29 protein-coding genes and 1 tRNA gene are annotated in these 25,738 nt (G+C 64.5%); 14 read left to right on the top strand and 16 right to left on the bottom strand.

The features are described from left to right. Positions 1 to 94: 94 nt before the first annotated feature. From HU230_RS13450 to HU230_RS13435, 4 genes are all read right to left on the bottom strand, one after another. Positions 95 to 1,132 carry an aspartate-semialdehyde dehydrogenase gene (locus HU230_RS13450; protein ID WP_176531249.1) on the bottom strand — a complete coding sequence of 346 codons (1,038 nt, stop codon included), beginning with the start codon at positions 1,130 to 1,132 and terminating at the stop codon, positions 95 to 97. Positions 1,133 to 1,381: 249 nt separating this feature from the next. Continuing rightward, positions 1,382 to 1,984: a PepSY domain-containing protein gene (locus HU230_RS13445; protein ID WP_224924417.1), complete on the bottom strand. Its 603-nt coding sequence runs from the start codon at positions 1,982 to 1,984 to the stop codon at positions 1,382 to 1,384. Positions 1,985 to 2,289: 305 nt separating this feature from the next. Continuing rightward, a complete protein-coding gene (locus tag HU230_RS13440; protein WP_176531251.1) occupies positions 2,290 to 3,027 on the bottom strand; it encodes a TetR/AcrR family transcriptional regulator in 738 nt (245 codons plus the stop codon). A gap of 95 nt (positions 3,028 to 3,122) precedes the next feature. Then, positions 3,123 to 4,256, bottom strand: coding sequence for a patatin-like phospholipase family protein (locus tag HU230_RS13435; protein ID WP_176531252.1), 1,134 nt, complete (start codon positions 4,254 to 4,256; stop codon positions 3,123 to 3,125). Between the two features lie 254 nt (positions 4,257 to 4,510). Here HU230_RS13435 and tgt point away from each other — a divergent pair, with 254 nt between their 5' ends. After that, positions 4,511 to 5,644: a tRNA guanosine(34) transglycosylase Tgt gene (gene tgt, locus HU230_RS13430; RefSeq protein WP_176531253.1), complete on the top strand. Its 1,134-nt coding sequence runs from the start codon at positions 4,511 to 4,513 to the stop codon at positions 5,642 to 5,644. A gap of 9 nt (positions 5,645 to 5,653) precedes the next feature. On the opposite strand, the gene HU230_RS13425 is transcribed toward tgt, so the two are convergent. Further along, positions 5,654 to 5,869, bottom strand: coding sequence for a hypothetical protein (locus tag HU230_RS13425; protein ID WP_176531254.1), 216 nt, complete (start codon positions 5,867 to 5,869; stop codon positions 5,654 to 5,656). 228 nt (positions 5,870 to 6,097) lie between these two features. On the opposite strand from HU230_RS13425, the gene cysK reads away from it, so the two are divergent. Next, on the top strand, positions 6,098 to 7,072 hold the full coding sequence (cysK, locus tag HU230_RS13420) for a cysteine synthase A (protein WP_176531255.1): 975 nt from the start codon (positions 6,098 to 6,100) through the stop codon (positions 7,070 to 7,072). Positions 7,073 to 7,075: 3 nt separating this feature from the next. Further along, on the top strand, positions 7,076 to 7,321 hold the full coding sequence (locus HU230_RS13415) for a BrnA antitoxin family protein (RefSeq protein WP_092114100.1): 246 nt from the start codon (positions 7,076 to 7,078) through the stop codon (positions 7,319 to 7,321). 79 nt (positions 7,322 to 7,400) lie between these two features. Here the strand turns inward: HU230_RS13415 and HU230_RS13410 are convergent, their stop codons facing one another. Continuing rightward, positions 7,401 to 8,276, bottom strand: coding sequence for a DMT family transporter (locus tag HU230_RS13410; RefSeq protein WP_176531256.1), 876 nt, complete (start codon positions 8,274 to 8,276; stop codon positions 7,401 to 7,403). Between the two features lie 143 nt (positions 8,277 to 8,419). Between HU230_RS13410 and HU230_RS13405 the strand changes: the two genes are divergently transcribed. Next, the gene (locus HU230_RS13405; protein ID WP_176531257.1) at positions 8,420 to 8,818 is read left to right on the top strand and encodes a RidA family protein; all 399 of its coding nucleotides are present in this window, start codon (positions 8,420 to 8,422) and stop codon (positions 8,816 to 8,818) included. A gap of 92 nt (positions 8,819 to 8,910) precedes the next feature. On the opposite strand, the gene HU230_RS13400 is transcribed toward HU230_RS13405, so the two are convergent. The 6 genes from HU230_RS13400 to HU230_RS13375 all read right to left on the bottom strand — a co-directional run bounded on the left by HU230_RS13400 (position 8,911) and on the right by HU230_RS13375 (position 12,785). After that, entirely contained in the window at positions 8,911 to 9,465 is a 555-nt protein-coding gene (locus HU230_RS13400; protein WP_176531258.1) for a hypothetical protein, read from the bottom strand. Then, a complete protein-coding gene (locus tag HU230_RS13395) occupies positions 9,410 to 9,769 on the bottom strand; it encodes a hypothetical protein (protein WP_224924418.1) in 360 nt (119 codons plus the stop codon). Before HU230_RS13395 ends, HU230_RS13400 begins: the two co-directional genes overlap by 56 nt. A 203-nt stretch (positions 9,770 to 9,972) precedes the next feature. Continuing rightward, complete coding sequence (locus HU230_RS13390; RefSeq protein ID WP_176531259.1) at positions 9,973 to 10,572, bottom strand: formyltransferase family protein; 600 nt, start codon at positions 10,570 to 10,572, stop codon at positions 9,973 to 9,975. A 119-nt stretch (positions 10,573 to 10,691) separates the two neighbouring features. Next, positions 10,692 to 11,981, bottom strand: coding sequence for a hemolysin family protein (locus HU230_RS13385; RefSeq protein WP_176531260.1), 1,290 nt, complete (start codon positions 11,979 to 11,981; stop codon positions 10,692 to 10,694). A gap of 202 nt (positions 11,982 to 12,183) precedes the next feature. After that, on the bottom strand, positions 12,184 to 12,441 hold the full coding sequence (locus HU230_RS13380) for a hypothetical protein (RefSeq protein WP_176531261.1): 258 nt from the start codon (positions 12,439 to 12,441) through the stop codon (positions 12,184 to 12,186). Positions 12,442 to 12,569: 128 nt separating this feature from the next. Beyond that, entirely contained in the window at positions 12,570 to 12,785 is a 216-nt protein-coding gene (locus HU230_RS13375; RefSeq protein ID WP_176531262.1) for a hypothetical protein, read from the bottom strand. A gap of 530 nt (positions 12,786 to 13,315) precedes the next feature. Between HU230_RS13375 and HU230_RS13370 the strand changes: the two genes are divergently transcribed. From HU230_RS13370 to HU230_RS13330, 9 genes are all read left to right on the top strand, one after another. Beyond that, entirely contained in the window at positions 13,316 to 13,507 is a 192-nt protein-coding gene (locus HU230_RS13370; RefSeq protein WP_176531263.1) for a hypothetical protein, read from the top strand. Between the two features lie 142 nt (positions 13,508 to 13,649). Next, complete coding sequence (locus tag HU230_RS13365) at positions 13,650 to 14,501, top strand: 3-hydroxybutyryl-CoA dehydrogenase (RefSeq protein WP_176531264.1); 852 nt, start codon at positions 13,650 to 13,652, stop codon at positions 14,499 to 14,501. Between the two features lie 296 nt (positions 14,502 to 14,797). Continuing rightward, positions 14,798 to 15,058, top strand: a complete 261-nt coding sequence (locus HU230_RS13360; protein ID WP_176531265.1) for a DUF3551 domain-containing protein — start codon at positions 14,798 to 14,800, stop codon at positions 15,056 to 15,058. Positions 15,059 to 15,145: 87 nt separating this feature from the next. Further along, the gene (locus HU230_RS13355) at positions 15,146 to 15,310 is read left to right on the top strand and encodes a hypothetical protein (RefSeq protein WP_176531266.1); all 165 of its coding nucleotides are present in this window, start codon (positions 15,146 to 15,148) and stop codon (positions 15,308 to 15,310) included. Positions 15,311 to 15,346: 36 nt separating this feature from the next. Further along, positions 15,347 to 15,841, top strand: coding sequence for a hypothetical protein (locus tag HU230_RS13350; protein ID WP_224943260.1), 495 nt, complete (start codon positions 15,347 to 15,349; stop codon positions 15,839 to 15,841). A gap of 606 nt (positions 15,842 to 16,447) precedes the next feature. Continuing rightward, complete coding sequence (locus HU230_RS13345; protein WP_092114120.1) at positions 16,448 to 16,642, top strand: hypothetical protein; 195 nt, start codon at positions 16,448 to 16,450, stop codon at positions 16,640 to 16,642. Between the two features lie 218 nt (positions 16,643 to 16,860). After that, positions 16,861 to 17,766 (top strand): MBL fold metallo-hydrolase, encoded by a 906-nt coding sequence (locus HU230_RS13340; protein WP_176531267.1) that lies wholly within the window; start codon positions 16,861 to 16,863, stop codon positions 17,764 to 17,766. A 178-nt stretch (positions 17,767 to 17,944) separates the two neighbouring features. Continuing rightward, positions 17,945 to 18,190, top strand: coding sequence for a hypothetical protein (locus HU230_RS13335; protein WP_176531268.1), 246 nt, complete (start codon positions 17,945 to 17,947; stop codon positions 18,188 to 18,190). Positions 18,191 to 18,424: 234 nt separating this feature from the next. Further along, positions 18,425 to 18,670 carry a hypothetical protein gene (locus HU230_RS13330; protein ID WP_176531269.1) on the top strand — a complete coding sequence of 82 codons (246 nt, stop codon included), beginning with the start codon at positions 18,425 to 18,427 and terminating at the stop codon, positions 18,668 to 18,670. Positions 18,671 to 19,594: 924 nt separating this feature from the next. Here the strand turns inward: HU230_RS13330 and HU230_RS13325 are convergent. The 3 genes from HU230_RS13325 to HU230_RS13315 form a co-directional block, all read right to left on the bottom strand. After that, a tRNA-Lys gene (locus HU230_RS13325) sits at positions 19,595 to 19,670 on the bottom strand. A gap of 178 nt (positions 19,671 to 19,848) precedes the next feature. Continuing rightward, the gene (locus HU230_RS13320) at positions 19,849 to 22,677 is read right to left on the bottom strand and encodes a glycosyltransferase (RefSeq protein ID WP_176531270.1); all 2,829 of its coding nucleotides are present in this window, start codon (positions 22,675 to 22,677) and stop codon (positions 19,849 to 19,851) included. Between the two features lie 192 nt (positions 22,678 to 22,869). Next, positions 22,870 to 23,478, bottom strand: a complete 609-nt coding sequence (locus HU230_RS13315) for a beta-1-3, beta-1-6-glucan biosynthesis protein (protein ID WP_176531271.1) — start codon at positions 23,476 to 23,478, stop codon at positions 22,870 to 22,872. A 244-nt stretch (positions 23,479 to 23,722) separates the two neighbouring features. Here HU230_RS13315 and HU230_RS13310 point away from each other — a divergent pair, with 244 nt between their 5' ends. Continuing rightward, positions 23,723 to 25,351, top strand: a complete 1,629-nt coding sequence (locus tag HU230_RS13310; RefSeq protein WP_176531272.1) for a glycoside hydrolase family 17 protein — start codon at positions 23,723 to 23,725, stop codon at positions 25,349 to 25,351. Here the strand turns inward: HU230_RS13310 and HU230_RS13305 are convergent. Continuing rightward, positions 25,311 to 25,691 (bottom strand): hypothetical protein, encoded by a 381-nt coding sequence (locus tag HU230_RS13305; RefSeq protein WP_018271584.1) that lies wholly within the window; start codon positions 25,689 to 25,691, stop codon positions 25,311 to 25,313. The two genes, HU230_RS13310 and HU230_RS13305, sit on opposite strands and share 41 nt — an antisense overlap. Between the last annotated feature and the right edge of the window lie 47 nt (positions 25,692 to 25,738).

Below are 25,738 nucleotides of genomic sequence, written 5' to 3'. Positions count from 1 at the left end.
GGGCCGTACATCCTTCGAGACTCGCTCCGCTCGCACCTCCACGACAATGGCTACGCCATTGTGCGGGGATGACGGGTTTGGTATCGCCGCGACCTCACGCCATTGCGCGTTCGGGCAACAGCTCGGCGATCTGCACCGCGTTCAGCGCGGCGCCCTTGAGCAGCTGATCGGCCGCGACGAACATCGAGATCGAGTGCCCGCTGGGGTCGCTGAGATCCTTGCGGATGCGGCCGACCAGCACGTCATCCTGACCGGACGCATCGATCGGCATCGGGAAATAGTTCTTCGCGCGGTCGTCGACGATCTTGACGCCCGGCGCCTGCGCCATGATCGCGCGCACTTGGTCCTCGGTGATCGGCTTCTCGCATTCGAAGGTGATCGTCTCGCAATGCGCGCGCAGCACCGGCACCCGCACGCAGGTGACGCCGACGGCGATCTTCTCGTCCTCGAAGATCTTGTGGGTCTCCTTGATGACCTTGGTCTCTTCGTCGTTGTAGCCGGTCTCCGGATCGATGGCCGTGTTGTGGTTGAACAGGTTGAAGGCGTAGGGGTGTGGCATCACCTTCGGGGTGTAGACCTGTCCATTGAGATTGGCGCGGGTGGATTCGACGAGCTCCTCCATTGCGGCTGCTCCCGCGCCGCTCGCGGCCTGGTAAGTCGAGATGATCACGCGCTTGATGCGGTTCTTCCGGTGGATCGGCCACAGCGGCACCAGCGCGGTGATGGCGGCGCAGTTCGGGTTGGCGATGATGCCCTTGTGGTCGCGGATGCGGTTGGCGTTGATCTCGGGGATCACCAGCGGCACGTTCGGATCCATCCGGAACGCCGACGAATTGTCGACCACGACGGCGCCGGACTTCACGGCAACAGGCGCGAACTTCTTCGAGATGCCGCTGCCGGCCGAGAACAGCGCGATGTCGACGCCCTCGAAGGCGCGCTCGGTCAACTCCTCGATCACGACCGGCTTGCCGCGGAAGCTGACGGTCTTGCCGGCCGAGCGGGCGCTCGCCAGCGCCTTCAGCTTGCCGACGCGGAAGCCGCGCTTGTCCATGGTGGCGATGAATTCGGCGCCGACTGCGCCGGTGACGCCGACAATCGCGACGACGGGATCGTTACTCACTTTGTCCTCCATTCGAATTTGAGCATGACGCGGGCAACAAAAAAGCCCCGGACCTTCATCAGGCGGGGCTTCGGGTAGAGATGATGCTGTACGACCGACTACGCGCGCACGCCTCCCGAGGCCCCAGAGGGCTTGGTGGTTTTGGTCGTGCGTTTGGTCGCGGTGATCATGGTGCGGACTTATGCGGCAGAGATCGGCGTCCGTCAACGGCTTTTGGGCGAAAACTTGGCAAGGGAGAACCTGGCAGAGCTTGCGCCGCTCTCAGCGCCGGCGCGCGCCGGGCGGCTCGAGGATCACTTCTTTCAGGTCGCTGCCCGTCAGCACCACGATGACGAAATTGAGCTTGCCGCGTTCGCGCATCAAGCCGCCGCTGATCGCCTTGCCCGAGGTCGTGTGCTCGGCGACGCGCACCGCATCGGCGAGCCGATGCCGCAGCGCCCTGAGCACGACGAGATTGTCGCGGTCTTCGGCGCCGAGGGAGGCCAGCGGCGAAGGCGGCTCGCCGCCGACCACCTGGCCGGTCGAGGCGTCGATCGCATGCTGCCAGATGCGGTTCTGCTGCATGGTCTTGACCCGGTAGACTGCGGGATCCGACGCGCCGTCGAAGCTGATGTCGGCGGTGATCGAGCCTGAGTGCAGCGCCTCCGCAATCGCCATCGCCTTGCGCAGCGAGATCTGGGCGGACTGGAAGCTGTCGAGCTCGCGGCGAACCGCATGTACGTCGAGCGCGCTGTCACTGTCCTGCGGGGTGAGCGCGGCGGCAGCCGAGCTCGTGATCGCATGGGCCGGCGACGCGAAGGGCAGCGCCAGCAGAGCGGTTGCAAGCAGCCGCGCTCCCAATGCCCAATGCCTCAGTGCGCGCAATCGTCCTGTCCTCATCGTCGAACCTGTATTGAACATGTGCACGCGCATGACCCGCGTTCGCAGAGCGAGGGGCGGGCCGAGAAAGGTGCGGCCGACCTCTGTTAGTCAGAGGTCGGCCGCCGAACGTTCAGGCGGAGCGATGGCGGCAGCTCCGTCGTGACGATCGAAGTTACAAGGTGACGCAGAACCCTTGGGGGGCGATCCGGGCTGAGCGTCTCTTTGCAACTAAACAATACGGTTTCGTTCTGTTTATTCAAGACTCATCACGGCAACGTGTAAGACGACGAAACGATCCTATAAAACGGTCAGCGCGCCGGCCGGCGACGGGCCTTGGCGGCGTCACGCAGCCGGTCCCGCGGTCCCACGGCACCGGCGAGGAACAGCCGGATCGAGACTTCCATCCGCGTCACCGCGGCCTTCATGTCGATCAGAATCCCGAATGTCGCCATCCGGTGGGTGTGGCCGACCACCATGTTGAGGAAGGTCTCGGCCGCGATCGTCGTGTCCTCGAGGTCGAGGGCGCCATTGTCGACCAGATGGTCGAAGAAATCCGCCGTCGTCGACACCGCCTTCGACCAGCCTTCGTCGACGGCAAGCTTGGCGACCTCGGGGAAATTGATCGCCTGCGCGGTCAGGATCCGGCTGAAGGCGATGGAGTCGGCGCTGCAGTTCAGCACCAGCAGCTGGCGCCCGAGCTCGATCAGCCGTTCCTCGACCGAACCATCGCAGCTACCGCCGGCCTGCGCTTCGGCCGCCGCGGCGGCGAGCGGGGCAAGCCAGCGGGCAATTTCGCGCCTGAGCACCGCGGTGAACAGGCCGCGCTTGTCGCCGTACTGTCCGTAGACGGTGGGCTTGCTGACGCGGGCGGCCTCGGCCACGGCGTCGATCGACGTCGCATCGAAGCCGCGCTCGAGGAACAGGCGCGTGGCGACCTCGATCAGCCGCTGGTCGCGCTCGATCGCAGCATCCCGGGTCGGCCGGCCGCCACGTGACTTGATCACGCCGCGCTTGGCCACCTTGGCCTTGGTTGCCGTCAATCCCATTGCCCATTCATCTCGTTTGCGTTCGGACGGGTCTGTCCGGTCTATAACCCGCGCGGTGCGGATTCGTCCATTCGGTGGTACCGGGGCTGGCACGCTCAGGGCGGCGTCGCGGTCCAGGCCTGCCCCGCGGCGGCCTTCTCGTAGCCGTGCTGGTAGAGCGCGCGCATATAGGCGGTGTCGAAGCCCTGGGTTTCCGGCGCCGGATAGTCGCGCTCGATGTAGGACAGATGGAAGCCCAGCCGGTTGCGCCGGGCGAAATCATAGGTCGAGAGAATGACCGAGCGCGTCTGCGCCTGGGTGATTGCGGAAATGCTGCGTGAAGCGACGTCGATCGTCGAGTTCGACACCAGCTCGAAGTTGCCCTCGAGCTTCTTGTTGACGAGGATGTAGATGTTCATGCGGCCATCGGCGGGCCAGGCACGGTCGCGAAACAGCAGTGCGTCTGGCAGCGTCAGGACCGGCGCAGTCACGCCGCCGTCGACATGCATCTCCTGGAAGCGGCGGCCCTGACCCTCGGCGTCGATCATGATCGGCGGAAATACCAGCGGGATGCTGGCGGAGGCCGCCATCACATCGCGAAACAGCTGTAGCGCCTCGGGCGTTCCGACGGCGGCGATCCGTCCCATGTCCCAGATCACCGTGCGCTGGGTGTCGAGATCGGTGGTGACGATCAGGAGCTTTCGGCCCTTGGCGTTTTCGCGCGCCACCTCGCTCAGGACGTCCTGGCCGACGTAACGCGCCACCAGCTCGCGGAGCCGCTTGTTGCCGAACAGGCCGGAGCCGAACAGCACCCGCATCAGGCTCGGGTCCTGCAGCAGGCTTTCGGCGATCCCTGACGTGTAGACCTCCCTCAGCGTATCGTCGTAGCGCGGGCCGAGGAATGCAAAGGGCGCGATCAGTCCGCCAGTGCTGACACCGGAGACGACCGAGAAGCTCGGGCGGTTGCCGGCCGCGGTCCAGCCGTTGAGGACGCCGACGCCATAGGCGCCGTCGGCGCCGCCGCCGGAGAGGGCGAGATAGGTCTTGATCGGGGCGCGGTCGCTCTTCTCGAGCCGGAATTTGGACGCCGGCTCGTCGGCGTAGCGGCGCAGCCCGTCGAGATCGAGCACCCGCGAATTGGCGGCGTCGGCAGCCGCGTAAGGCATCCGCGGCAGCGAGCTGCAGGCCGCCAGCGCGAAGGCGAGCCCGCACAGCAGCACCGCTTGCCGGATCGCATGAGCGGTAGTCATCCGATGACGGACGCCGTCAGGCCGGGCGCTGCAGGGTGGGAACATCTCGGCCAGTCAGGTTTCACGCGGATTGCAGTCGCGGCGGGAACGATCCGCCGCCTTATTCTCGACATAAAACGATACGGTTTCGTTTTGTTTAACGGAACGACCGTTCCGGGGCAAGCATCCGCCCGGCCGCTGCCGTTCACGAAGTCGCGTGGAGGCCGTTACCCGACGGGTTGATCGGGCACCGGCGACACGCAATAAGCAGCCGCATGAATCTTCCCAATCATTTCGAACTGCTGGCCACTGATGGCGCCGCCCGCACCGGGCGCCTGATCACGCCGCATGGCGTCGTCCGGACGCCCGCATTCATGCCGGTCGGTACCGCCGGGGCGATGAAGGGCATGCATTGGCGCGAGGTGCGCGATGCCGGTGCCGATATCGTGCTTGGCAACACCTATCACCTGATGCTGCGGCCGGGCGCCGAGCGGATCGCGGGGCTTGGCGGCCTGCAGCGCTTTACCGGCTGGGGCGGGCCGATGCTGACGGATTCCGGCGGCTTCCAGGTGATGTCGCTCTCGGAGCTGCGCAAGGTGACCGAGAAGGCCGTGACCTTCCGCTCGCATATCGACGGCGCCAAGGTCGAGCTGTCGCCGGAGCGCTCGATCGAGGTGCAGCGGCTGCTCGGCTCCGATATCGCGATGCAGATGGACGAGTGCGTGCGGCTGCCGGCCGAGCGCGCCGACATCGAGCGCGCGATGCAGCTGTCGCTGCGCTGGGCCGAGCGCTCCAAGCGTGCCTTCGAGAGCGCACCGGATGGTTACATGCTGTTCGGCATCGTCCAGGGCGGCGACATCCCCGATCTCCGCCACGTCAGCGCGCGCGGCCTGACGGGGATCGGCTTTCACGGCTACGCGATCGGCGGGCTGGCGGTCGGCGAGCCGCAGGCAGTGATGCTGTCGATGATCGAAGAGACCGCGCCGGCGCTGCCGTCCGATCGGCCGCGCTATCTGATGGGCGTCGGCACGCCGGAGGACATTCTGGAGGCGGTGGCGCGTGGCGTCGACATGTTCGACTGTGTGATGCCGACACGGAACGGGCGGCATGGCATGGCGTTCACCCGGTTCGGGCAGATCAACCTGCGCAACGCCCGGCACATCGAAGATCCGCGTCCGCTCGATGAAGAGAGCACGTGGCCGGGAGCGCGCAACACTTCGCGCGCCTATCTGCACCATCTGGTGCGTGCCGGCGAAACCCTTGGGGCAATGCTGCTGTCCGAAATCAACGTCACCTATTACCAGGAGCTGATGCAGGGCATCCGCGACGCGGTGGCAAACGGCACCTTCGAGGATTTTAAAACGAAAACGCGCGCCGGTTGGGCGCGCGGTGACATCGCTCCGAGGTGAGCTGTGTGATCAGTTGCACACGATCGGTTTCACCGTGTGCTTGGTCACGAACCCGTAACCGCAATTGTCGCAGGTCCAGAGATAGCTGATCAAATTGTCGAACAGGTAGGCGGACGCTTCGGCCGCCACCATGGAGTCAGCACACACCGGACAGGTCGGCAAATCGCTGCCGCGCGGATCGGGCCTGGACGTTACGGTCGACAGAGCTTCAGCAAGTGCCGGCATGCGCGCCTCCCTTTGCGTTCTGAGCTGCACCTGACGAAAGTATATAGACGCACTTGTTTGACCTTGTCGCAACACAAATGCGTAGGTTTTACGTTATTTGCGTAGGTTCTTATTTTGCGATGCAACGAATTGGCGCCTCGGCGGTTTCTCACTTGCGCGTCATGATGCGCTGCTTCTAATGAAAGAAGACCGCATATTTCCAGCATATCCCGCAACAGGAGCCGCTTGATGGACGCGCCGTCGACAACCAGTGCAGTGCAACCCGGACGCGGCCGCGTCTTTGACTCCATCGTCGATGCGATCGGCTCGACGCCGATCGTGCGGCTGCGCAGACTGCCGCAGGCAAGCGGCGTCAACGCGACGATCCTCGCCAAGCTGGAATACTTCAATCCGGCGGCCAGCGTGAAGGACCGCATCGGTGCGGCGATGATCGTGGCGATGGAGAAGGCCGGCATCATCAACGCCGACACCGTGCTGATCGAGCCGACCTCGGGCAATACCGGGATTGCGCTGGCCTACGTCGCGGCGTCGCGCGGCTATCGGCTGAAGCTCGTGATGCCGGAGTCGATGTCGATCGAGCGGCGGCGGATGCTCGCCTTTCTCGGTGCAGAGATCGTGCTGACCCCGGCGGCGCAGGGCATGAAGGGCTCGATCGCGACCGCGGAAGAACTCGTGCGCACGACCCCCAACGCCGTCATGCCGCAGCAGTTCAAGAACCTCGCCAACCCCCAAATCCATCGCCGCACCACGGCGGAGGAGATCTGGAACGACACCGGCGGCAACATCGATTATTTCGTCGCCGGCGTCGGCACCGGCGGCACCATCACCGGCGTCGGGCAGGTGCTGAAGCCGCGCAAGCCGTCATTGCGGATTGTCGCGGTGGAGCCGGAGGAGAGCCCGGTGCTGTCGGGCGGCCAACATACGCCGCACAAGATCCAGGGCATCGGCGCAGGCTTCATCCCTGACATCCTCGACCGCTCGGTGATCGACGAGATCGTCAAGGTCAACAGCGCGACCGCGATCGAGACCGCGCGCGCGCTGGCGCGCAACGAAGGCATCCCCGGCGGTATTTCGTCGGGGGCAGCGATCGCGGCCGCCTTGCAGATCGGCAAGCGGCCGGAGGCTGCGGGCAAGACCATCCTGGCGATTGTGCCGTCATTCTCAGAGCGCTATCTCTCGACGGTGCTGTTTGAAGGAATCTAGGACATGGCCGACCAGCCGAGACGACCGCGAACCCTGAACGATGCCCGCAGCGAAGCCGAGGCGGCGTTCAAACGGGCCACCACCAAGGTCGCGGATGCGCTGCCAAAGACTGCGGCCGTCCCGGTCCCCGGCGTCCGGGAGCAGGTCACGCTGCGGATCGATCAGGACGTGCTGGCATATTTCCAGGAGGGCGGCCCTGGCTGGCAGGACCGCATCAACGCGGCGCTGCGCAAGGCCGCCGGGAAGTAGCACGCTTTCGAAGCAGGGAAGCCCGGCATGATCCCCGGGCTTCGCGGTCGAGCCGCAGCAGTGTAGCGCTGCGCGGCCGTCATCTTGCGCGCGCGGACACCTTTGCAGCGGGCTTCAGGTTCAGGAGGTTGCCAGCCAGGATCATGGCGGCGCCGAGCACCGTATAGGCGTCGAGGTGCTCGGCATAAATCAGCCACCCGACGATCGCGGTCAGCGGGACCCGGACGAAATCCATCGGGATCACGACGGTCGCGTCGGCGTGGAGCAGGGCGCGCGCCATGCAGTAATGCGAGAAGGTGCCGCAGAATGCGATCACGGCAAGCCAGCCCCAGGTGGAGAGCGGCGGCCAGGTCCAGACATAGAGCGCAGGCCCGATGCTGGCGAGCGACTGCACCACCAGCATCCAGAAGATGATCGTCAGCGCCTGCTCGGTCCGCGTCAGCGATTTGACCACGGCGATCGAGATCCCGAAGCCCATGGCCGCGGCGAGCGCGATCAGCTGGCCCGGATTGATCGCACCGGTCGCCGGCCGCACGATCACGATGACGCCGATGAGGCCAAGCACGATCGCGACGATCTTCCAGGATGTCATCCGTTCGCCCAGGAAGCCCGCCGCGAGGATCGCGGTCCAGATCGGCATGGTGAACTCGATCGCGACCACTTGGCCGATCGGGATCAGTGTCAGCGCATAGAACCAGCCAAGCTGCGCGCAGAAATGGATCAGGTTGCGCGCGATGTGCAGGTGCACGCGAGCGGTTTTCACGATCGCAAACCCGCCATTGATGTGGACCAGCGGATACAGCATCACGAAGCCGAGCACGCCGCGCACGGCCATCAGCTGGAAGACGTTGACCTCGCGCGTCGCCTCGCGGCCGGCCACCGCCACGATCAGCATCAGCGCGAGCCAACCGGACATCCATAGTGCTGCGCGGGTCTTTGAGGGCGTGCGATCCATGATGGGAATGAGATGAGGAGGGCTTCCCGGTATCGGCGAGCTGGTATGAATTTGCAACGCGCAATTCTGCCGACGCGGTGGTGCGCCGACCACGCGATCTCTGCTAAGCAGAGCGCGAATAATCACATCAGGAGGATCTGCTCATGCGTGTCTTGCAACCGGCCGAATGGTCGAAACCCCGCGGCTTCTCGCACGGTGTCGCGTTCGATGCGCCCGGCAAATGGATCGTGCTGGCGGGGCAGACCGGCGGCGATGAGAAGGGCGAGTACGCGCCCGAGATGGCTGCCCAGGTCGGCATGGCTCTGAAGCGCATCATCAAGCTGTTGAACGAAGCCGGCGCCGGTCCCGAGCACATCGTCCGCCTGACCTGGTATCTGACCAGCCGCAGCGAATACGAGGCCGCGGGCGTTGGTATCGGCGCGGCGTGGAAGGAGACGCTCGGACGCAATTTCCCGCCGTCCACGCTGCTCTATATCGACGGGCTGGTCGATCAGCGCGCCAAGGTCGAGATCGAGGTCACCGCGTTCGTGCCTGCCGCATAGAACCGTCGAGACGCGCGCGCGGTGGTTGCCGCGCAGCCAGCAAAAAGCCCTCGGGATGACCCGAGGGCTTTTCTCGTCGGCGTATCGATTGGTTACTTCGACAGCGTGATATTGGCGCCGCGGAACTGGCTGTCGGCCCTGATCGTGACGGACTGCTTGTTGCCGGCGGTGCGCATCGCGATGTCGGCATTGAAGCCGGGCGCGCTGGCAACGATCTGGAAGTTGCCGCCGCCGCCGCGACCTCGCAGATCGCCGTTGACATTGCGGCTGGACTCGCTCCAGGAGCCCATGACCGCATTACCCTCGGCCTGCACATCCGCCGCTAGGTTGAACTTGTAGGCGTCGCTGGCGCAGGTGAGGCTCATGGTCATCCGGGGCCCGCCGACGCGGTAGGTCGCACGGCACCGGATGCGCTCGCTGGAACCGTCATCGAGGGTGACCGTGCCGGCGCCCGACCAGGTGCCCGCCATGCCGGCGAACGGGCTGGACTGGGCATGGCTCGCGGTGCTTGCCAATGCGGTCACGAAAAACGCGGCGGCTGCAAATGCTGGCCGCCGCGCGATGGCGAAGAAACTCGATACGCTGGTGATCTTACTGACGGGATGCTTCCCATCGGCCGCTGCACGGTACGCCAGCTGATGCCCCATTCCACTTCCCCGATCCGGAGTTGCCACTGAGTTGTCCGTTCGCATATGCACCATTGATCGAGACTCGCACAAGGCCCCCGCTGCCCACGGTTCCGGAGATCCCCGCACCCTGTGCTGAGATCTTTCCGTCGACGACATTCACCGTTGAACTGGACGACGGCTCGCAGCTGCCGGTCTTGGTGACCACAGTGACGCTCCAGAGGCCGTCATAGGGCTGCTGGGCGGACACCGGAGCAGCGGTGAGGGCAACGGCCGACGCGACCGAGGTGACCAAAATCAGGTCGCGAATGCGGATCGAACGCATGAATCAAATCCCTGTAATTTCGTGTGATGACGCGGCTTATCCTGTCACAATGTGTTCAAAATTTGCTGCGTCGCGGGAGCCCCTGAATGTTCCTGTGAACTCAAACACATCATAGTGAATCTGGTTCCGGGGCAGGAACGAAGGATTTGTTCCGTCGCTTGATTGCGTCAGGTATTTAGATACCGAGGTTGCGGATTTGCGGATTAGTGTTTGCCGGGGCTGAGGTTAGGCGCCTTGGTCGCAAACTGCTCGTCCTGGGGCTTGGCCGGCAGCGTCTTGAAGGCCTTCGCGTAGTCGATGACCTCCCCGAGCAGGCGCAGGCCGAGCGGTGCCAGCGCACGCTCCCACAATTCGCGTGCGGTCTCGCCCTTTTTGACGAACACCCAGTCCTGGGCGGCGATGGCGCCGGCGTCCATGCGGTCGGCGAGGTGATAGATGCTGCCGCCGGCGATCGGATCGCCTTCCTTGATGGTCCATTCCACCGCCGCGATGCCGCGGTGGCGGGGCAGCAGCGACGGGTGGTAGCCGACGCCACCAAACTTGGCCGCGGCGAGGGCCTCCTTGCTGACCCGGGCGTGGCTGTGGGCCGTGACGATCAGGTCGGTGCCCGGAGCGATCTCGGCGGCCGTCACCAGCTTGGGATCGGCCTGGACCACGACCTCGATGCCGGCTGCGCGGGCGGCGGCCGCCAGCCGGTCCTCGCCGTCATGGACGATCACCCGGGCGATCTCGACGGCGTGCTCGCGCAGCATGTTCAAGGTCGTCACGCCGAAATGGCGGGAACCGACGAGGGTAAGGCGCATGGGATCAATTCCGTGGGGGTTACGCGGGATTTGCTTGGGCGGCCGCCATGCCGATAGCACACCGCGGCCGCCTGTTTCGTTGTCCTGCCCGTTATCAACAGGTCGGCCGGCTGGCAACCTCAGGCCGCCGGCTGCTTGCTCGCCAGCACCTTGTCGATACGCCGGCCGTCCAGATCGACGATCTCGAAATCCCAGCCCTGCGCATTGGTTTTCGCACCGACATCGGGGATCGCGCCGAACGCATGCAGCAGGAAGCCGGCGGCGGTCTGGTAGGGCCGCGGCGAGGGCAGTGCGATGCCGAGCAGTTCGCTGAATTCTAGCGCCGGCATCCAGCCCGAGATCAAATAGGAGCCGTCGTCGCGCCTGACATAGGCGGACTCGGCCGGGCCTTCCTCGGTATGGAAGGCGCCGACGATGGCCTCGAGGATGTCGGCGCTGGTCACGACGCCCTGGAAAGTGCCGTATTCGTCGTGCACGAGGCCGATATGCACCGCGGAGTCGCGCAGGATCGCGACCACGTCGCGGGCGTCGACGGTCTCCGGAATGATCGGCGCATCGCGCGTCAGCGCGCGGATGTCGGGTGTCTGGCCGGCGAGGTAGACGTCGAGCACGTCCTTGGCCTGCACGATGCCGAGCGCATGATCGCGGTTGCCGTCGAACACCACGCAGCGCGAATGACTGCTCTTTTGCAGCGCCGCCAGGATCTCGGCCGTGGGGGCGGCGAGGTCGATCAGGCTGACCTCGTGGCGCGGCGTCATGACGGCGCCGACCGGCAGATCGCCAAGCCGCATCACGCCGGCGATCATCTCCTTTTCGCCGGGCTCCAGCACACCGGCGTTTTCGGCTTCCACCACCAGCGTCTTGATCTCGTCCTCGCTGACGCGGTCCTGCGCATCCTCGCGATGGCCCAATAGCCACAGCAGCGACTTGCCGGAGCGGTCGAGCAGCCACACCACCGGCAGCGACAATCTTGCCATCACCGTCATCGCAGGCGCGGCCCGCACCGCGATCGCCTCGGGATCGCGCAGCGCGATCTGCTTCGGCACAAGCTCGCCGACGATCAGCGAGGCATAGGTGATCCCGCCGACCACGATGCCGACACCGGCAGCGTCGGCGACGTTGGCCGGCACGCCAAGCTCGAACAGCCATTGCGAGAGGCGCTGGCCCAGCGTCGCGCCCGAGAAGGCGCCCGACAGCACACCGATCAGCGTGATGCCGATCTGCACCGTGGAGAGGAATTTGCCGGGATCGGAGGCCAGCGCGAGCGCGCGGCGCGAGCCGCTGACGCCGCGTTCGACCAGCGCGGCGAGGCGCGCCGGACGGGAGGAGACGATCGCGAGCTCCGACATCGACAACAGACCGTTGACGACGATCAAGACCGCCACGATCGCAAGTTCCAGATATAACACGGGAGTCCCTGAGGTTTGGCGGCATGGGCCGCTTTGCGACGCCCTATATAGGTATACCGGGGCCGTTTTGCTGTGCCTTGTCGGGCGCCTCTGCACAAGCAGAGGGTGCGTATGGCGCGCATGCAGCAGGAGATCGCGGCATTTTGGCGCGCTGGCGCTCGTGACACCGGCGCGTTTTCTTCACGCGAGCTGGAAACCGCTCCTAGGCGAGTATCCGCAGCTCAGGTCTGACGAACGTCTTGCCCGATGCAGAGGGCTGACTCAGCATTTGTTTGGAAGCGGCTTGCAGCTGCACGCGCAAATCGGCGTTGCATTGCTTCATCTGGTTGCGCAGTTCGCGTCGGGAGAAGGCGGTGAGCGAGGGGTCCGCAAGCTGTTGCCAGGCGGTGCGGAGCCATTCCTGCAGCTCGCGAATGTTCTGATCCAAAATCTTCTGATCCAGGACGCTGGGCTGGGTCATGCAGCCAAATCCCACGAAGTGATCAGTTGCAAAGTAACGCTGATTCGCGTCGCTTCACCTAGCGCTATGTTGCGCAGGCGTGTGTTCGGTAGGGGAGATCGGATGCGGTGGGCGCGCCGTTGCTCGGCTCAGCGCGCCTTGCCGGGACCGGTGCGCAGCAAATCCAGCGCGATCGGCAGCGCGAGGAACAGCGCGGCCATCATCGAAAGATGACGCGTTTGCGTGGCGGTCAGGCCGAGATCGTTTTGGGCCAGATAGGCGAGCATGATCGCTGTGTAGGCGGCGACGCAGATCGCGACGGCGATGCTCCCGAAATCGGTCTTGCTGTCGGTCTCATAGTTCAAGGCGGCACCACTTCGTTGCGGGAGTGGTGTAGCGCGGCTCACCTGCACCGACTATGAGCTGGATCACGGGCGCGAGACGGACGATCGGCTTCGCTCGTCGCGGCGATCGATCAGGCTGGCTCGCGGCACGAAGCCTAGCGGGGGGTCCTGCGTTCCGGCTGGCTTTCCTGCGGAAGCTTGACCGGGATGTGGGGCGATGTGCTCACCACACGCGGACTGCCGTCGGAATGGGTCTGGCCGTTGAGCAATGTCTCGAGAACCAAAAAGAACTTTTCAGAAAGCATGGGCGTAGCCCTCGTCGTCTAATGTCCTTATGTCGCGGCGCCCGGCGGAAAATTCGATCAACTAATAGGGAGGCGCGCCGCAATGGCGATGCTGCAGCGCGGGGGCTTCCCTGTGCAATCCGGGAGATTACCGGCGCCGAAGCCTTCAGACTGCGCGCCGATGGTTGCCAAATTCCTAACGGCGGCCGGCGCAGCCCGTGATTGCGTCACACCGTTCCTTCAAGGATCGGCGTTAACAAGAGCGGCATGGATCGGGACCAAGACATCGACGAGGGATTTGGGTCGGCGCTGCGCCGCAGCTACGGCCGGTTCGCCTGGTGGATCGTACGGCTCAACCGCGTGCTCGAGCCGTCGCGCGCGGGCGAGCCGCCGCGCACCCAATTGCCACCGCGCCCCGCCGTCCCGCCACGGCGATCTATCCCGCCGCGCCCGGAATAGACCTCACCAGAATACCGCCGTGTCCTATATCGGCCGTTCGGCCGGACTGCTATGCATGCGCTATCCGCGGACCCTAAGGGGGTTCGCCGTTTTTGACGATGCGGCCGCGCGGCGGCGCAAGCGACGAGAAGGGACGGACACAATGATCGAGACGGTTGGCATCATCGGCGCCGGAACCATGGGCAACGGTATCGCGCAAATCTGCGCGGCGGCAGGGCTTGCCGTAACCATGGTGGATATCTCGGACGCGGCGGTGCAACGCGGCCTGAAGACGGTCGGGTCCAGTCTCGATCGCCTGGTCGCGAAGGAGAAGATGTCGGCGGCCGATCGCGACGCGACCCTCGCGCGGATCAACGCGACCACCGACAAGTCCAAGCTTGCCGCCTGCGATCTCGTGATCGAAGCGGCCACCGAGAACGAGGAGCTGAAGGTCAAGATCCTCAGGGATCTCTGCGCCGGGCTGAAGCCGAGCGCGCTGGTCGCGACCAACACCTCGTCGATCTCGATCACCCGCCTTGCGGCCTCGACCGATCGTCCCGACCGCTTCATCGGGATGCACTTCTTCAATCCGGTCCCGGTGATGGCGCTGCTCGAACTGATCCGCGGCCTGCAGACCTCGGACGACACGGTCGCCAAGGCCGAAGCGTTTGCCAAGCGTGTCGGCAAGGTCGCGATCACCGCGAAGAACAGCCCGGGCTTTGCGGTGAACCGCATCCTGTGCCCGATGATCAACGAGGCGATCTTCGCGCTGCAGGAAGGCATTGCGACCGCGGAAGAGATCGATGCCGGCATGAAGCTCGGCTGCAACCATCCGATCGGCCCGCTCGCGCTTGCCGACCTGATCGGGCTCGACACCATGCTGTCGGTGATGGAGGTGTTCTACACCGGCTTCAACGATCCCAAATACCGGCCGGCGCCGCTGCTGAAGGAGATGGTCGATGCCGGCCATCTCGGCCGCAAGACCGGGCAGGGGTTCTACAGCTACAGCAAATGAAATCTGCGCGCCTGACCCCCGTAGTCATCCGGGATGGATCGCGCGGGCAAGCTCGCGTAACCACAACGCCTGATCCGCCACTGAGGCGGGGGACATCAGACACGAGGCCCGGGCTCCTAGGCACACCGGGCCTCGTGTTTTTTGTGTGGTCCCGCGCCCATCCGGAGCGCCCTGGCTTCCGATGCGCTCCCTCGCGCTCGGGTCACACCTTCTTGAGACGGTGAGCGGAAACCTCGCAGATCTTCCCGGCGTACCTAAATCAACGGCTGGGTGCCGATCGAGAAGGAAGCAGGATCATGCGCAGGTCGAATTGGGCAATTCTGGCGTTCGCGGCGCTCGGAACGAGCTGGATTGTCGGCTCCGCACAGCCGGCGGCGGCCGATCCCTACGATTATCCCTGGTGCATCCAGGGCAGGGATGAGGGATACCCCGGTTATTGCGGCTATCAGACCTACGAGCAGTGCCAGGCGTCGGCGTCAGGCCGCGATGCCTATTGCGGCATCAATCCCCGTGTTGCGTTCAGCCAGCAGCGGATATCGCCGCGGCGGATACGATAAACGCCGCGAGCATGTCGGCCGGGCGGCCATCAGGCATGATGGTTGCATTGCCGATGGTCGGAGAATTCCCCCTGCGTTGGAGAGCACATGGGCGAGATCATCAGGTTCATCTCGAAATCGGAACGCGAGCGTGCGCGTCTGATTCGCGAGGCCCGGGCCAACTACGAGCGCATCTTTCCATCGGCCGATTCGGCTGACGTGCAAGGCGCCGCGGTCGAGGGCAACGGCAGCGAGGCGTCGTCGAAGCCGTAGCGCCGATATTGCGCTCGAGAGGATGCGGACGCTGCGATGTGGAAACGGAACTGGCGGCAGCTGTGGCAGCCGTTGTGGCGGACCTTTTGGCAGACTTGGACGATCGACAAGCCGGCCGCGCTTGGCGACTGGCTCTGGCAGGTCCTGGTCGTTGAGCTCGCGGCCTTGCTGGATCGGCTGACGTTACGGAAGCTGATTGCCCTGATCCCGGTCGTCATCGTGATCGGTGCCTATCTGCACCGGATTCCGCTTCCTCCCGAATTGATGCTGGTCGGCGATGTGCTGGCCTATATCGACGTGTTCTCGATGATCTTCCTGATCGGCCTGTTCACGCGCGTGGCGACCGTGATGGCCGTCGTGAGACAGGCCATCGAGCTCGCTCAAAGCCTCGCGCGGCGTGTGCCGATGGCGCTACGCCGGTTTGAGACGCGTCATCGTCGCGCCAAGGACAGCCCGCGCCGCAGGCGTCTCACCGGTGCAAGGACCGACGATGATGATCCCGCTGTCGTCGCGGTGCTGGCGTGGGCTTAGATCGAGGCGATGCGGCGGTGAAGAACGCAATTGCGCCAGCTATCGCGGCTGTCGGGCCTGTTGGTCGCTGTCGTCGGCCGCGGGCCGGGCAGGGCTACTCGCGGAAGAGCCGTCCTGAGAGCCGGCCTGGCCACGCCGGTGCGAGCTGGAGAGATCGGTTGCACCCTGCCGGGAGCGATGAAACGCGATCCCCATCTGGAAACTCCAGACACCGAACAACATCGCGCCGGCCACACAGGCGGCCACAAAGGCCCAATCGCGTTTCTTCATCGGGTTCAACAATGCCAACTCAGGGACACGCCGGCCACGGGCCTGCGCCAACCACGCCACCAAATGCCTCGCCACCGCAATCCGCGCGAAGATGCCCCAACACCGCGGTCAAGACGTTGCTGCGTCCCAAACAAGACTCACGCATACTGAAACGATCGGGCGTGCTTGTCGATCCGCGCAGCGCGCACCGCACTGGTCACGGAGCAGTGATTATCAAATCGCGCATCCAGCAACACTCCGACCAGATCATCCCGCGTCCGCAACAATCTTGCCAAACTTTCACTAGGCCGTTGGCGCACTGAGTTCGAAGATGCAGATGAAATCGGACGAATCGCAATGACCGAACTTGAGGAGCTTCGCTACTTCGAGCACCAGTGCCTAGAGATGGCCAAGCAGTCCACGCTGCCGGATGCTCGACGCGCGCTCCAGATCCTGGCACGCAACTACGCCACGGCGGCCGAAATCCTCGAACGGCGCGCACAATCCGCCAACACGGCGCTGGCCCAACTGTTTCGATGCTTGAGGCTGTGATCCGATTGAGAGGCTGACAAGGGCGTGGTGCGACCGCCCATGCGAAGCAGCCGGCTTGCTCGGCCACGGCGGCGGTGAGATTGGTAAGGGCGCCGGCTTCGGGATGACCGTGGTCCCGCCGTTGTCGCCAACATCGAGCGCTTGAACACGCAGGACGAGGCTGCCATCAGAAGCTCCGTCTAGGGCATGGAGCCGTCGGCAGTCCAAGAGGTGTTGCGATGTTCGCGCTGACTTTTCTGGGAACGTCGGCAAGCGTGCCGTCGCCCGAACGCAACCACCCTGGCATTCTCGTCGAGGCAGTCGGCAGTCGTATCTTGGTCGATTGCGGCGAGGGAACGCAGCGTCAGCTGCTGCGGAGTGGCGCCGGCTTTCGAAGGCTTGATCACCTCCTGCTGACGCATGGGCATTTCGATCATGTGCTCGGCATTCCCGGGCTGTTTTCGACCCTGCGGTTGCGGCAAAGTTCGGATGCGATGACAATTCATGGCGGGCCCGGCACGCTCGATGTCGTCGTCCGCATGCTGGCAGGGCTTTGGGGCGAAGGCCGAGCGCCGATCCCACTTGACCTCGCGCCATTGTCCGAGGGACGAGTCCTCGACGCAGGCGAATTCACCATCGACTGTTTTCCGGTCCGGCACCAGGACACGGACAGTTTCGCCTTCTCGTTTCAAAGCGCGATCCGCCGGCATCTGCTCCCAGACCGGCTGCTAGCGCTGCGCGTTCCTGATGGGCCCGTTCGCAGGGAGCTCGCGGAGGGAAGGCAGGTGAGGTTGGACGACGGCCGGACCATCGATCCGGAGCAGGTGCTTGGTCCCGCCCATGGACGAAGGAAGCTCGTCATTGTCGGCGATACCGAAACCACCGAGGGGCTGGACGACCACGTTAGAGACGCCGACGTGTTGGTGATCGAAGCGACGTTTCTCGTGCGCGACGCGGCCACCGCGCACGACTACGGGCATTTGACGGCCACCGAAGCTGCCGCGCTTGCGGCGCGGAGCGCGGTCAAGCAGCTCGTCCTCACGCACATCTCGGGCCGCTACCCGGACGAGGACATTCTGGTGGAGGCGACGGGGACCTTCCCGAATAGCCGGCTAGCCAACGACTTCGACCGCATCACGATCTGAGCGCTGCCAGCCTCTACGGTCTCGGTGATTGGAACGCGTCGAGGTTCCCTCGACTTCGCACCGCGGATCACATCGAACTCACCATGATGTTGAACACGCGTTCAGGAAAGTTCCGAACGTGTTCCTGCAACATGTGCGGACGCCGGCCGTTAGCCCTGGTACTGGAAAGGAGGATGTCATGACGAAGCTTACTTACGCTCTTGCCGCAGCGGCGGCCCTCTCGATAGCGGCACCGACCATTGCCAGCGCGCAGGGTGTCGGCGTCTATTTCGGTAGCAGCCCCGGCTATTACGGCTATCGGTATGACGGTCCGCGCGTATACCGGGAGCACGATCGCGGCTGGCACCACGGCTGGTACCATCACCGCGATTACTACCGCGACCGTGGTATCGTGATCCGTGGTCGTGACTGGGACGACGACTAAACGGGAGCGGGACGCACCACGCGTAACCAAAGAGGACCTCGCTTCGGCGGGGCCCTTCTTTGCCGGCTTTGTCGGCGAGCTCCACGGAGGGATGCCGCCGCACGAACAACGTTTCATTAACGCGACTCATCCACGCTCATGTTGGGCCGTCTGGATGGGCCGCTACGCCGAAGGCCGCCACGACAAGCTCCGTGGCGGCCTTTTGCGTTCCGAGAGTGCTGAGGGAGACGACCGATGGACTACGGCGCCTTCACCGACGCCAGCTTGAGGATGATGTACGAAGCCGTCCGCGGCGCGCTCAAGGCCGACGATGATTTCGAGGCACACGGCGAAGAGCCAAAATTCCGGGTCCGCGCGACGCCCGAGTGGAAACGCCACGCCGGCAGCCTCGAGGCCGAGATGCTGAAGCGAGGGCTGCAGCTCGACATCATCGACTGGACGAACGGCCAGGGCGAGCTGCCGCTGACGGTGGGACCGTGAGCGGGTAGCGGTGACGGTATCTGTGATCGGCTTGGGAAGTGAGGGCACGGCTGCAACTTCGGCTCCGTCATCTTGAACAGCGTGAAATTCGGTCGACACTGAGCTAGTCGCAGCTGCGGGAGCATCCAGACTGTTGCGGGTCGCGGGGGCACTGAGAAATCAATCCCCAGACTATCCCTTGGGAATGGGTTTCCCTCCCGCAGGGCCTATTGGCTTGGGACCGGCCAAGGGCGGAGGGCTTATGGATGGAAATGGGATCTGATCTGCTTCGTTGGTTGATTTTTCCGGTCGCTTCTTGGGTCGAATCTCATCGTCCAATGATGGGCAAATCTTCTCCCAGCCTGGACCATATGCAGTTTCTAGAAAATCGATCTGGTCTGTCTCGAAGGTCTGAACAATCCGCTGCCTACTGCAAGCGGGGACGACTGCGCTTTTTGCATCTTTGCCCTGGGGACCTTTCAGCGAATAGCGCACTGTTACCGGTGCGCCGCAGTGATTGACGACAGTCCACGTCTGCAGCGAGCCATCCTTCGTTTTGATGGGGCCCGTGAGGCAGCTCTGTGCGTTGGCAGTTGCGGCAAGTACGCAGGGCACGACCCAAACTGCGACTGCCCTGGCAAGTTTCATGTGCTAGCTCCTGGTATCGCATTCTGCACATGGAAAGAGGGATGGCCAAGGTCAGCGACCGAAGCGCTGCTTGAACGGATGCTCGACAAGATTGGCGGCCTCTGTGCTCAGCGCGACCAACTCAAGCTGCCTAAGCCTAACGGGAAAGTTTCTCGGGGACCGTAGTTGATGAAACGCTACTTCCAGGATGAGTCCGAGCTATCGCCATCCCTCGCCGCGCCTAATGACGTGCGGCACCAACGGCAAATGGATATTGCTTCGGGGAGCCTCTGAAACAGCTCGGAGAGTCTGGGGAATTGGTGAGCGCGGAGGGACTCGAACCCTCGACCCCATGATTAAAAGTCACGTGCTCTACCGCCTGAGCTACGCGCTCACTCACCTTAACATCGGATCCGGACGCAGGCCTTGAGCCGCTCCGGATCATGCTCCAGCCCGCGCTGTGTAGGGGGCAGGGCCCATCGGGTCAATAGCCGAAGGGCGGTCAATTGTGCACCGTGGCGGCGGATTTGCCGTTCCGGCGCCTCGGGTTAGGCCGGTTTCTTGAAGTTGGCTCAGCTGTCGTGGCGGATTTCCGAGCCGACCGGCTGCGACGGGGCGGCGACCGAGGGCAGGCTGACCGGGCGGAGCCCGATCAGTTCCGCCGTCCGGATCGCGCTGTTGCGCCAGAACGCGAACTCGTTGATCCGCGAATTCTCCAGGATCGCGATGGCGACGGCGGAGAGGAACGGCAGGCTTTCAAGCACCAGCACCGCGGCGAAGATGTAGATCTCGCGCACCTGCTTGTAGCCGTTGGTGACGACAAGCACGATGGCGCCGACCAGCAGCAGCACGCCGATCACGGCTTCCCAGAACGCCTGGAATTCGATCGACATCCGCGACAGGCCGCCTTTCGAGGTGCGGGCGAAGGCGAGATGCTCGGTGATCAGGCCCTGCGCCACCGCGCGCGACACTGTCCACTGCACGCTCATCGCCGCGATCATGGCGCCCAGCATCTGGCCGGCCTTGATATTCACCCGCAGCCGGTAGAGCGCGACGAAATGCACCAGCGAGACGATGAAGGAGGCGACGATCGGCAGGGTCAGGATCTTGTCGGGGATCGCGATGTCGGCGAAGGCGACGATCGGCACCCAGATCAGATTGAGGATCGCGACCACGACGCCGAGGCTTTCGGCCCCTAACCAATTGAGCCAGCCGAGCGAGAACTCGCGGCGCTGGTCCGGCGTCAGCCGGCTCGCGCCGGGCAGGAAGCGCCGCCAATGCTTCTTGACGATCTGGAAGCCGCCATAGGCCCAGCGATGGCGCTGCTTCTTGAAGGCCTCATAGGTGTCGGGCAGCAGGCCTTCGCCGTAACGCACATTGGTGTAGTGCGTGAGCCAACCCTGTTGCTGGATCGAGAGACCGAGATCGGTGTCCTCGCAGATCGTGTCGCTGGACCAGCCGCCGGCCTTGTCCATCGCGGCGCGGCGGATCAGGCACATCGTGCCGTGCACGATGATGGCGTTGAACTCGTTGCGCTGGACCATGCCGATATCGAAGAACCCGGCATATTCGCCGTTCATGATGTAGTGCATCAGCGAGCGGTCGCCGTCGCGATGCTCCTGCGGCGCCTGCACCAGGCCGACGCGCGGATCGGCAAACGCCGGCACCAGATCCTTGAGCCAGTCCGGATGCACGACATAGTCGGCGTCGATGATGCCGATGATCTCGGCGTCCGCCGCCGTCCGCTCCATCGCGATGCGCAGCGCGCCGGCCTTGAAGCCCTGCACCTTCTCGGCATTGATGAACTTGAAGCGCTCGCCGAGCATCCGGCAGTGATCCTGGATCGGCCGCCAGAAGTCGGGATCGGGCGTGTTGTTGATGATGCAGACGCACTCGAAATTCGGATAATCGAGCCGCGACACCGCATCGAGCGTCTGCTTCAGCATCTCGACCGGTTCGAAATAGGCCGGAATGTGGATCGAGACTTTCGGGAACGTCACATTCTCGCCCATCGTGGCCGGTGCGAGGGTCGCGCTCCTGCCGATCAGCCGGCGCGGGCCGCGGCCGAATGCGACCGCTGCGATCTCCTCGATCCGCGCCATCGCGATCAGGACCAGCGGAACCAGCAGCACGAGGCCAAGGCTGAGCGCGAAGGCCGAACCCCAGACGAAGTAGTGCGTGGTCCAGTACGAGAACACGGTCGCAACCCAAGCGCCGACACCGTTGGCTGCGGCCGACAGCAGCAGCGCCTGCATCACGGTCGGCTGGTCCAGCCGCAGGATCGGCAGCGACATGAAGAGGCCGACCAGCACGGCGACCAGCGCGATCTTCCAGTAGTTCAGATCGGTGACCGGGCCGGTCCAGGCGAACTTCGCCTCGCGGTCGGCATTGAGGATGCCCCAGTAGGGACCGACGCCGCCTTCGAAGAACTTCCAGGGCTGATCGATGGCTTCGACGATGTTGTAGTCCATGCCGATGGCCTCAGCCCGCGCGACGAAGTTGCGCAGAACGGTGGCCTGCTGGAACGGACCGGGCTCGGCGCTGCGCAGATTGTAGCCCTGGCTCGGCCAGCCGAATTCGGCGATCAGGATGCGCTTGCCGGGGAACGAGTCGCGCAGGAGGTTGTAGCGGTCGACCGCTTGGTCCACCGCCTGCTTGTCGGTGAAGTTTTCCCAGTAAGGCAGCACGTGCGCGGCGATGAAGTCGGACGAATTGGCGAGCTGCGGATGGTCGCGCCAGATGTTCCAGATTTCACCGGTCGTCACGGGAACGCTGACCGACTTCTTGACCCGCTGGATCACCTTGATCAGCCGGTGCACGTTGCTTTCGGCGATCGCCCATTTGACGGCTTCGGCCCGCTTGTCCTCGGGCTGCGTTTCCGCGTCGTGCAGGCGCTGCGCCTCCTCGCGGAGGATCCGCTCGGACTCCTCCGGAGGCACTCCGGTCTCCGGAACCGAGCCGAGGTTTTCGAGCGGGACCTGCTCGCCGCGGAACACGGTTTCGTTGCCGACCACGATGCCGATGACGTTGCTGTTGCGCTTGGCAAGGTTGATCGCGGCTTCGATCTCGCGATTGTTGCGGTTGGCATCCTTGTCGATCCAGGCGCCGACCGTGACCTTCATGCCGAACTCGGCGGCGACCGGCGGCACCAGCTCGTTGCCTTCGGTCGACGAATAGAGGCGGACCGCTTTGGTGAGGGTCGAGAGCTTTCGCAGGTCGGTGCGCACCTTCTCGCTGTCGGCGGCAACGTCCGCGACGGAGTGGCCGGACTCGAACGGGGCGTAGGACAGGCTCGGCAACGTGCCACGGAAATCGGGCGCCGACTGTTTCTCCTGGAAGAGACCCCACAGGGCGGCGTGGGCGGCGGTGACAAGCAACAGGACGGCGACGACGGCGCGCATCGCGGTTAAACCATACGGGGCCTGAGATTGAGGACTAAGCGAACCCGTCCCCTGGGTTCGACCAACATAGCGGCGGAGGGAAAGATATCTCCGCCATCCGATTTAACAACTGGTGTGCCGCGATGGCGTTTTAAGGGCGCAAGCCGTTCCAGCCGCGAAAAAATCGCGGCCGGATCCGATCGCGCCATGCGGCTATTTCGATGCCGGCGCCGGTGTCGCCGATGGGGTCGGCGCAGGCGAGGGCGAAGCGGCTGGCGCAGGGGCGGCATTGCCGGCCGTCGACGGCGCCGGGGTGGGCGCGGCGGCTGCCGCGGCCTGCGGCTGGGCACCCGGGTTGATCCAGCAGGCGTGGATGCGGCCGTCGAGGCTGCCGCGCACCTTGTCGTCGATCTGGGCGCCGAACCGGGTCAGGCAGCGGAAGGCGGCCTGGACGTGACCGCCGGGGCAGCCGAACCGGTCGTAGAGGTCGAGATGGCGGAACGCGGTGTCGAGGTCGTCGTTCCACATCAGGCGGACCACGCGGCGGCCGAGCCAGACGCATTCGGGGTTGCCGGCCGGACCGTTGATGGCCTGCTGGGCCTCGACGAACTCCTCGACCTTGCGCTGGTTGGCTTCCCGCACGGCGTTGGCATTGGCGTCGGGCTGTCCAGGCTGCTGTTTGGCCTGATCAGGCGGATTCGGCGTGCCGCTCTGGGCGAACGCGCCGCCGGCTCCGTTCAAGAGCGCGAGCGCTGTGACGAGGCCCGTGACGGCAAGATGGCGCAAAGCAGTGTTCTTCAACTCAAGCAGCCGTCGACGCATGCATTCCCCGATATGTTCCAGCCCCTGCGGGATCATCCTAACGGCTCGCGTGATGCCGTCCAAATAGGTCTCCAGTGCGGCGGAGACTCTGGCGGAATCCCATGACTGGAATTTGGTATTTTGTCCAGCAAACTCACAACTTTATCGACCCAGCGCAAAACTGTCGCAGGACAACCATGGTATTGACCGATTCCTGGACTTGGCAGACGGGTCGTGACCGGCTAAGTCGACGGTCCCCCGGAGGATGGAACCGATTTCGCTTCGTACGCCGCTGGCGCTTCTCCTGATCTCGCTCGCCGTGATTGCATCTGTGTGGTGGTGGCTCGCCACGCCGATTACGCTCGCGCGCGCGCCGATCGATCCTGCCGCAAAGCTGCAATGCGTGTCGTACACGCCGTTCCGCGGCGCCCAGACGCCGCTCGATCCCACCACGCAGATTCCGGTCGAACAGATCGAGCAGGACCTCGCCGATCTCGCCAAGGTTACCGATTGCGTGCGGACCTATTCGATCGAGAACGGCCTCGACCAGGTGCCCGGCGTGGCGGCCAAGGTCGGGCTGAAGGTGATGCAGGGCATCTGGCTCAGCAGCAACCGCTTCAAGAATTTGCAGCAGATCGCGATCGCGGTCCGGCTCGCCAAGGAATATCCCGGCGTCGTCACCTCGCTGATCGTCGGCAACGAGGTGCTGCTGCGCGGCGAGATGACCGCCGCCGATCTTGCCGGCAACATCCGCGCGGTGAAGGCGGCGGCGGGCAATCTACCCGTCACCTATGCCGACGTCTGGGAATACTGGGTGAAGAACCGCGAGATCTATGACGCGGTCGATTTCGTCACCATTCACATCCTGCCATATTGGGAGGACATCCCGGTCAAGGCGAAGTACGCCGCGGCGCATGTCGACGATATCCGCAAGCGGATGGCGGTGACGTTCCCGGGCAAGGAAATCCTGATCGGCGAGACCGGCTGGCCGAGCGCGGGACGGATGCGGGAGGGCGCACTGCCGTCGCGCACCAACCAGGCGCGGGTGGTGTCCGAGATCCTCGACCTCGCCAAGCGCGAGGGCTTTCGGGTCAACCTGATCGAGGCCTATGACCAGCCCTGGAAGCGCAAGCTCGAGGGCACAGTCGGCGGCAATTGGGGCCTGTTCGATGCCGCCAAGCGGCAGGTGAAGTACCCGCCCGGCGTTGCGATCAGCAATTACCCCACCTGGAAGCTGCAGATGGCGGGTGGCATGGCGCTGTCCATCGCCACCTTCCTCGCGGCCTGGCTGACGCTGCGCCGCCGGCCCTGGACGCCGCGGCCATCGGCCTGGATCGCGGTCGCGATTTCGGCGACGACGGCGGGGACGCTGCTCGGGATCGCCGGCGACAAGATGTATTACGAGAGCTACGGCATCGGCGGCTGGCTGCATTGGGGCGTGCTGCTCGCGGCCGCCATTGCCTCGCCCCTGCTGACCGCGCATGCGCTGATCGCCGGGCGCTCGCTGCCGACCTTCCTGGAACTGGTCGGGCCGCGCGACTATCGCGGCAAGGGTGCGATCGGCGCATTGCTCGCGATCGTGCTGGTCATCACCACGGTGATCGCGGCCGAAACCGCGCTCGGCTTCGCCTTCGATCCGCGCTACCGCGATTTCCCCTACGCCTCGCTCACCATGGCGGTGGTGCCGTTCGCGCTGCTCACCATGTTCAATCGTCCGAAGGAGGGCATCCGGCCGCTCGCGGAATCCGTGTTCGCCGGCCTTCTGGCGATCGCCGCCCTCTTCACGATCTACAACGAGGGCACGATCAACTGGCAGTCGGACTGGACCTGCGTGATGTACCTCTTGCTCGCCGCTACGCTGTGGCGGGCGCGGGCCGCGCAAAACCCAGGATAAACAAGCCGATCGCGAGCCCCGACAGCACGACGTTGTAGAGCACGATCCCGAGCCCGGCTGCGATCAAGCCGACGGTGAGCAGCACGATCGACGGCCGTGTCAGGTTCAGCACCGCAATCACCAGCGCCGTGATCCCGAACACCGAGTTCTTGAACAGCACGGTCGACAGTGCGCGGGCCTTGCACAGCATGGTCTGCGTGCCGGCGTCGCAGGCCAGTGCAACCGGCGAGAATTCGATGGCGAGATAGCGCACATACAGCGCGTAGCCGACGGTGACGAAGCCCACGACCATCAGGAACTGGACCTGATAGGGGGAAAGGCGGAACGGAGGTTTTGTCATCGCGGCACTATGGTCGGGAACGGGGTTTCGGACAAGGCTCGGTCAGA

Source organism: Bradyrhizobium quebecense, from assembly GCF_013373795.3.
GTDB lineage: Bacteria > Pseudomonadota > Alphaproteobacteria > Rhizobiales > Xanthobacteraceae > Bradyrhizobium > Bradyrhizobium quebecense.
This window is presented reverse-complemented; position numbering and strand designations above follow the sequence as displayed.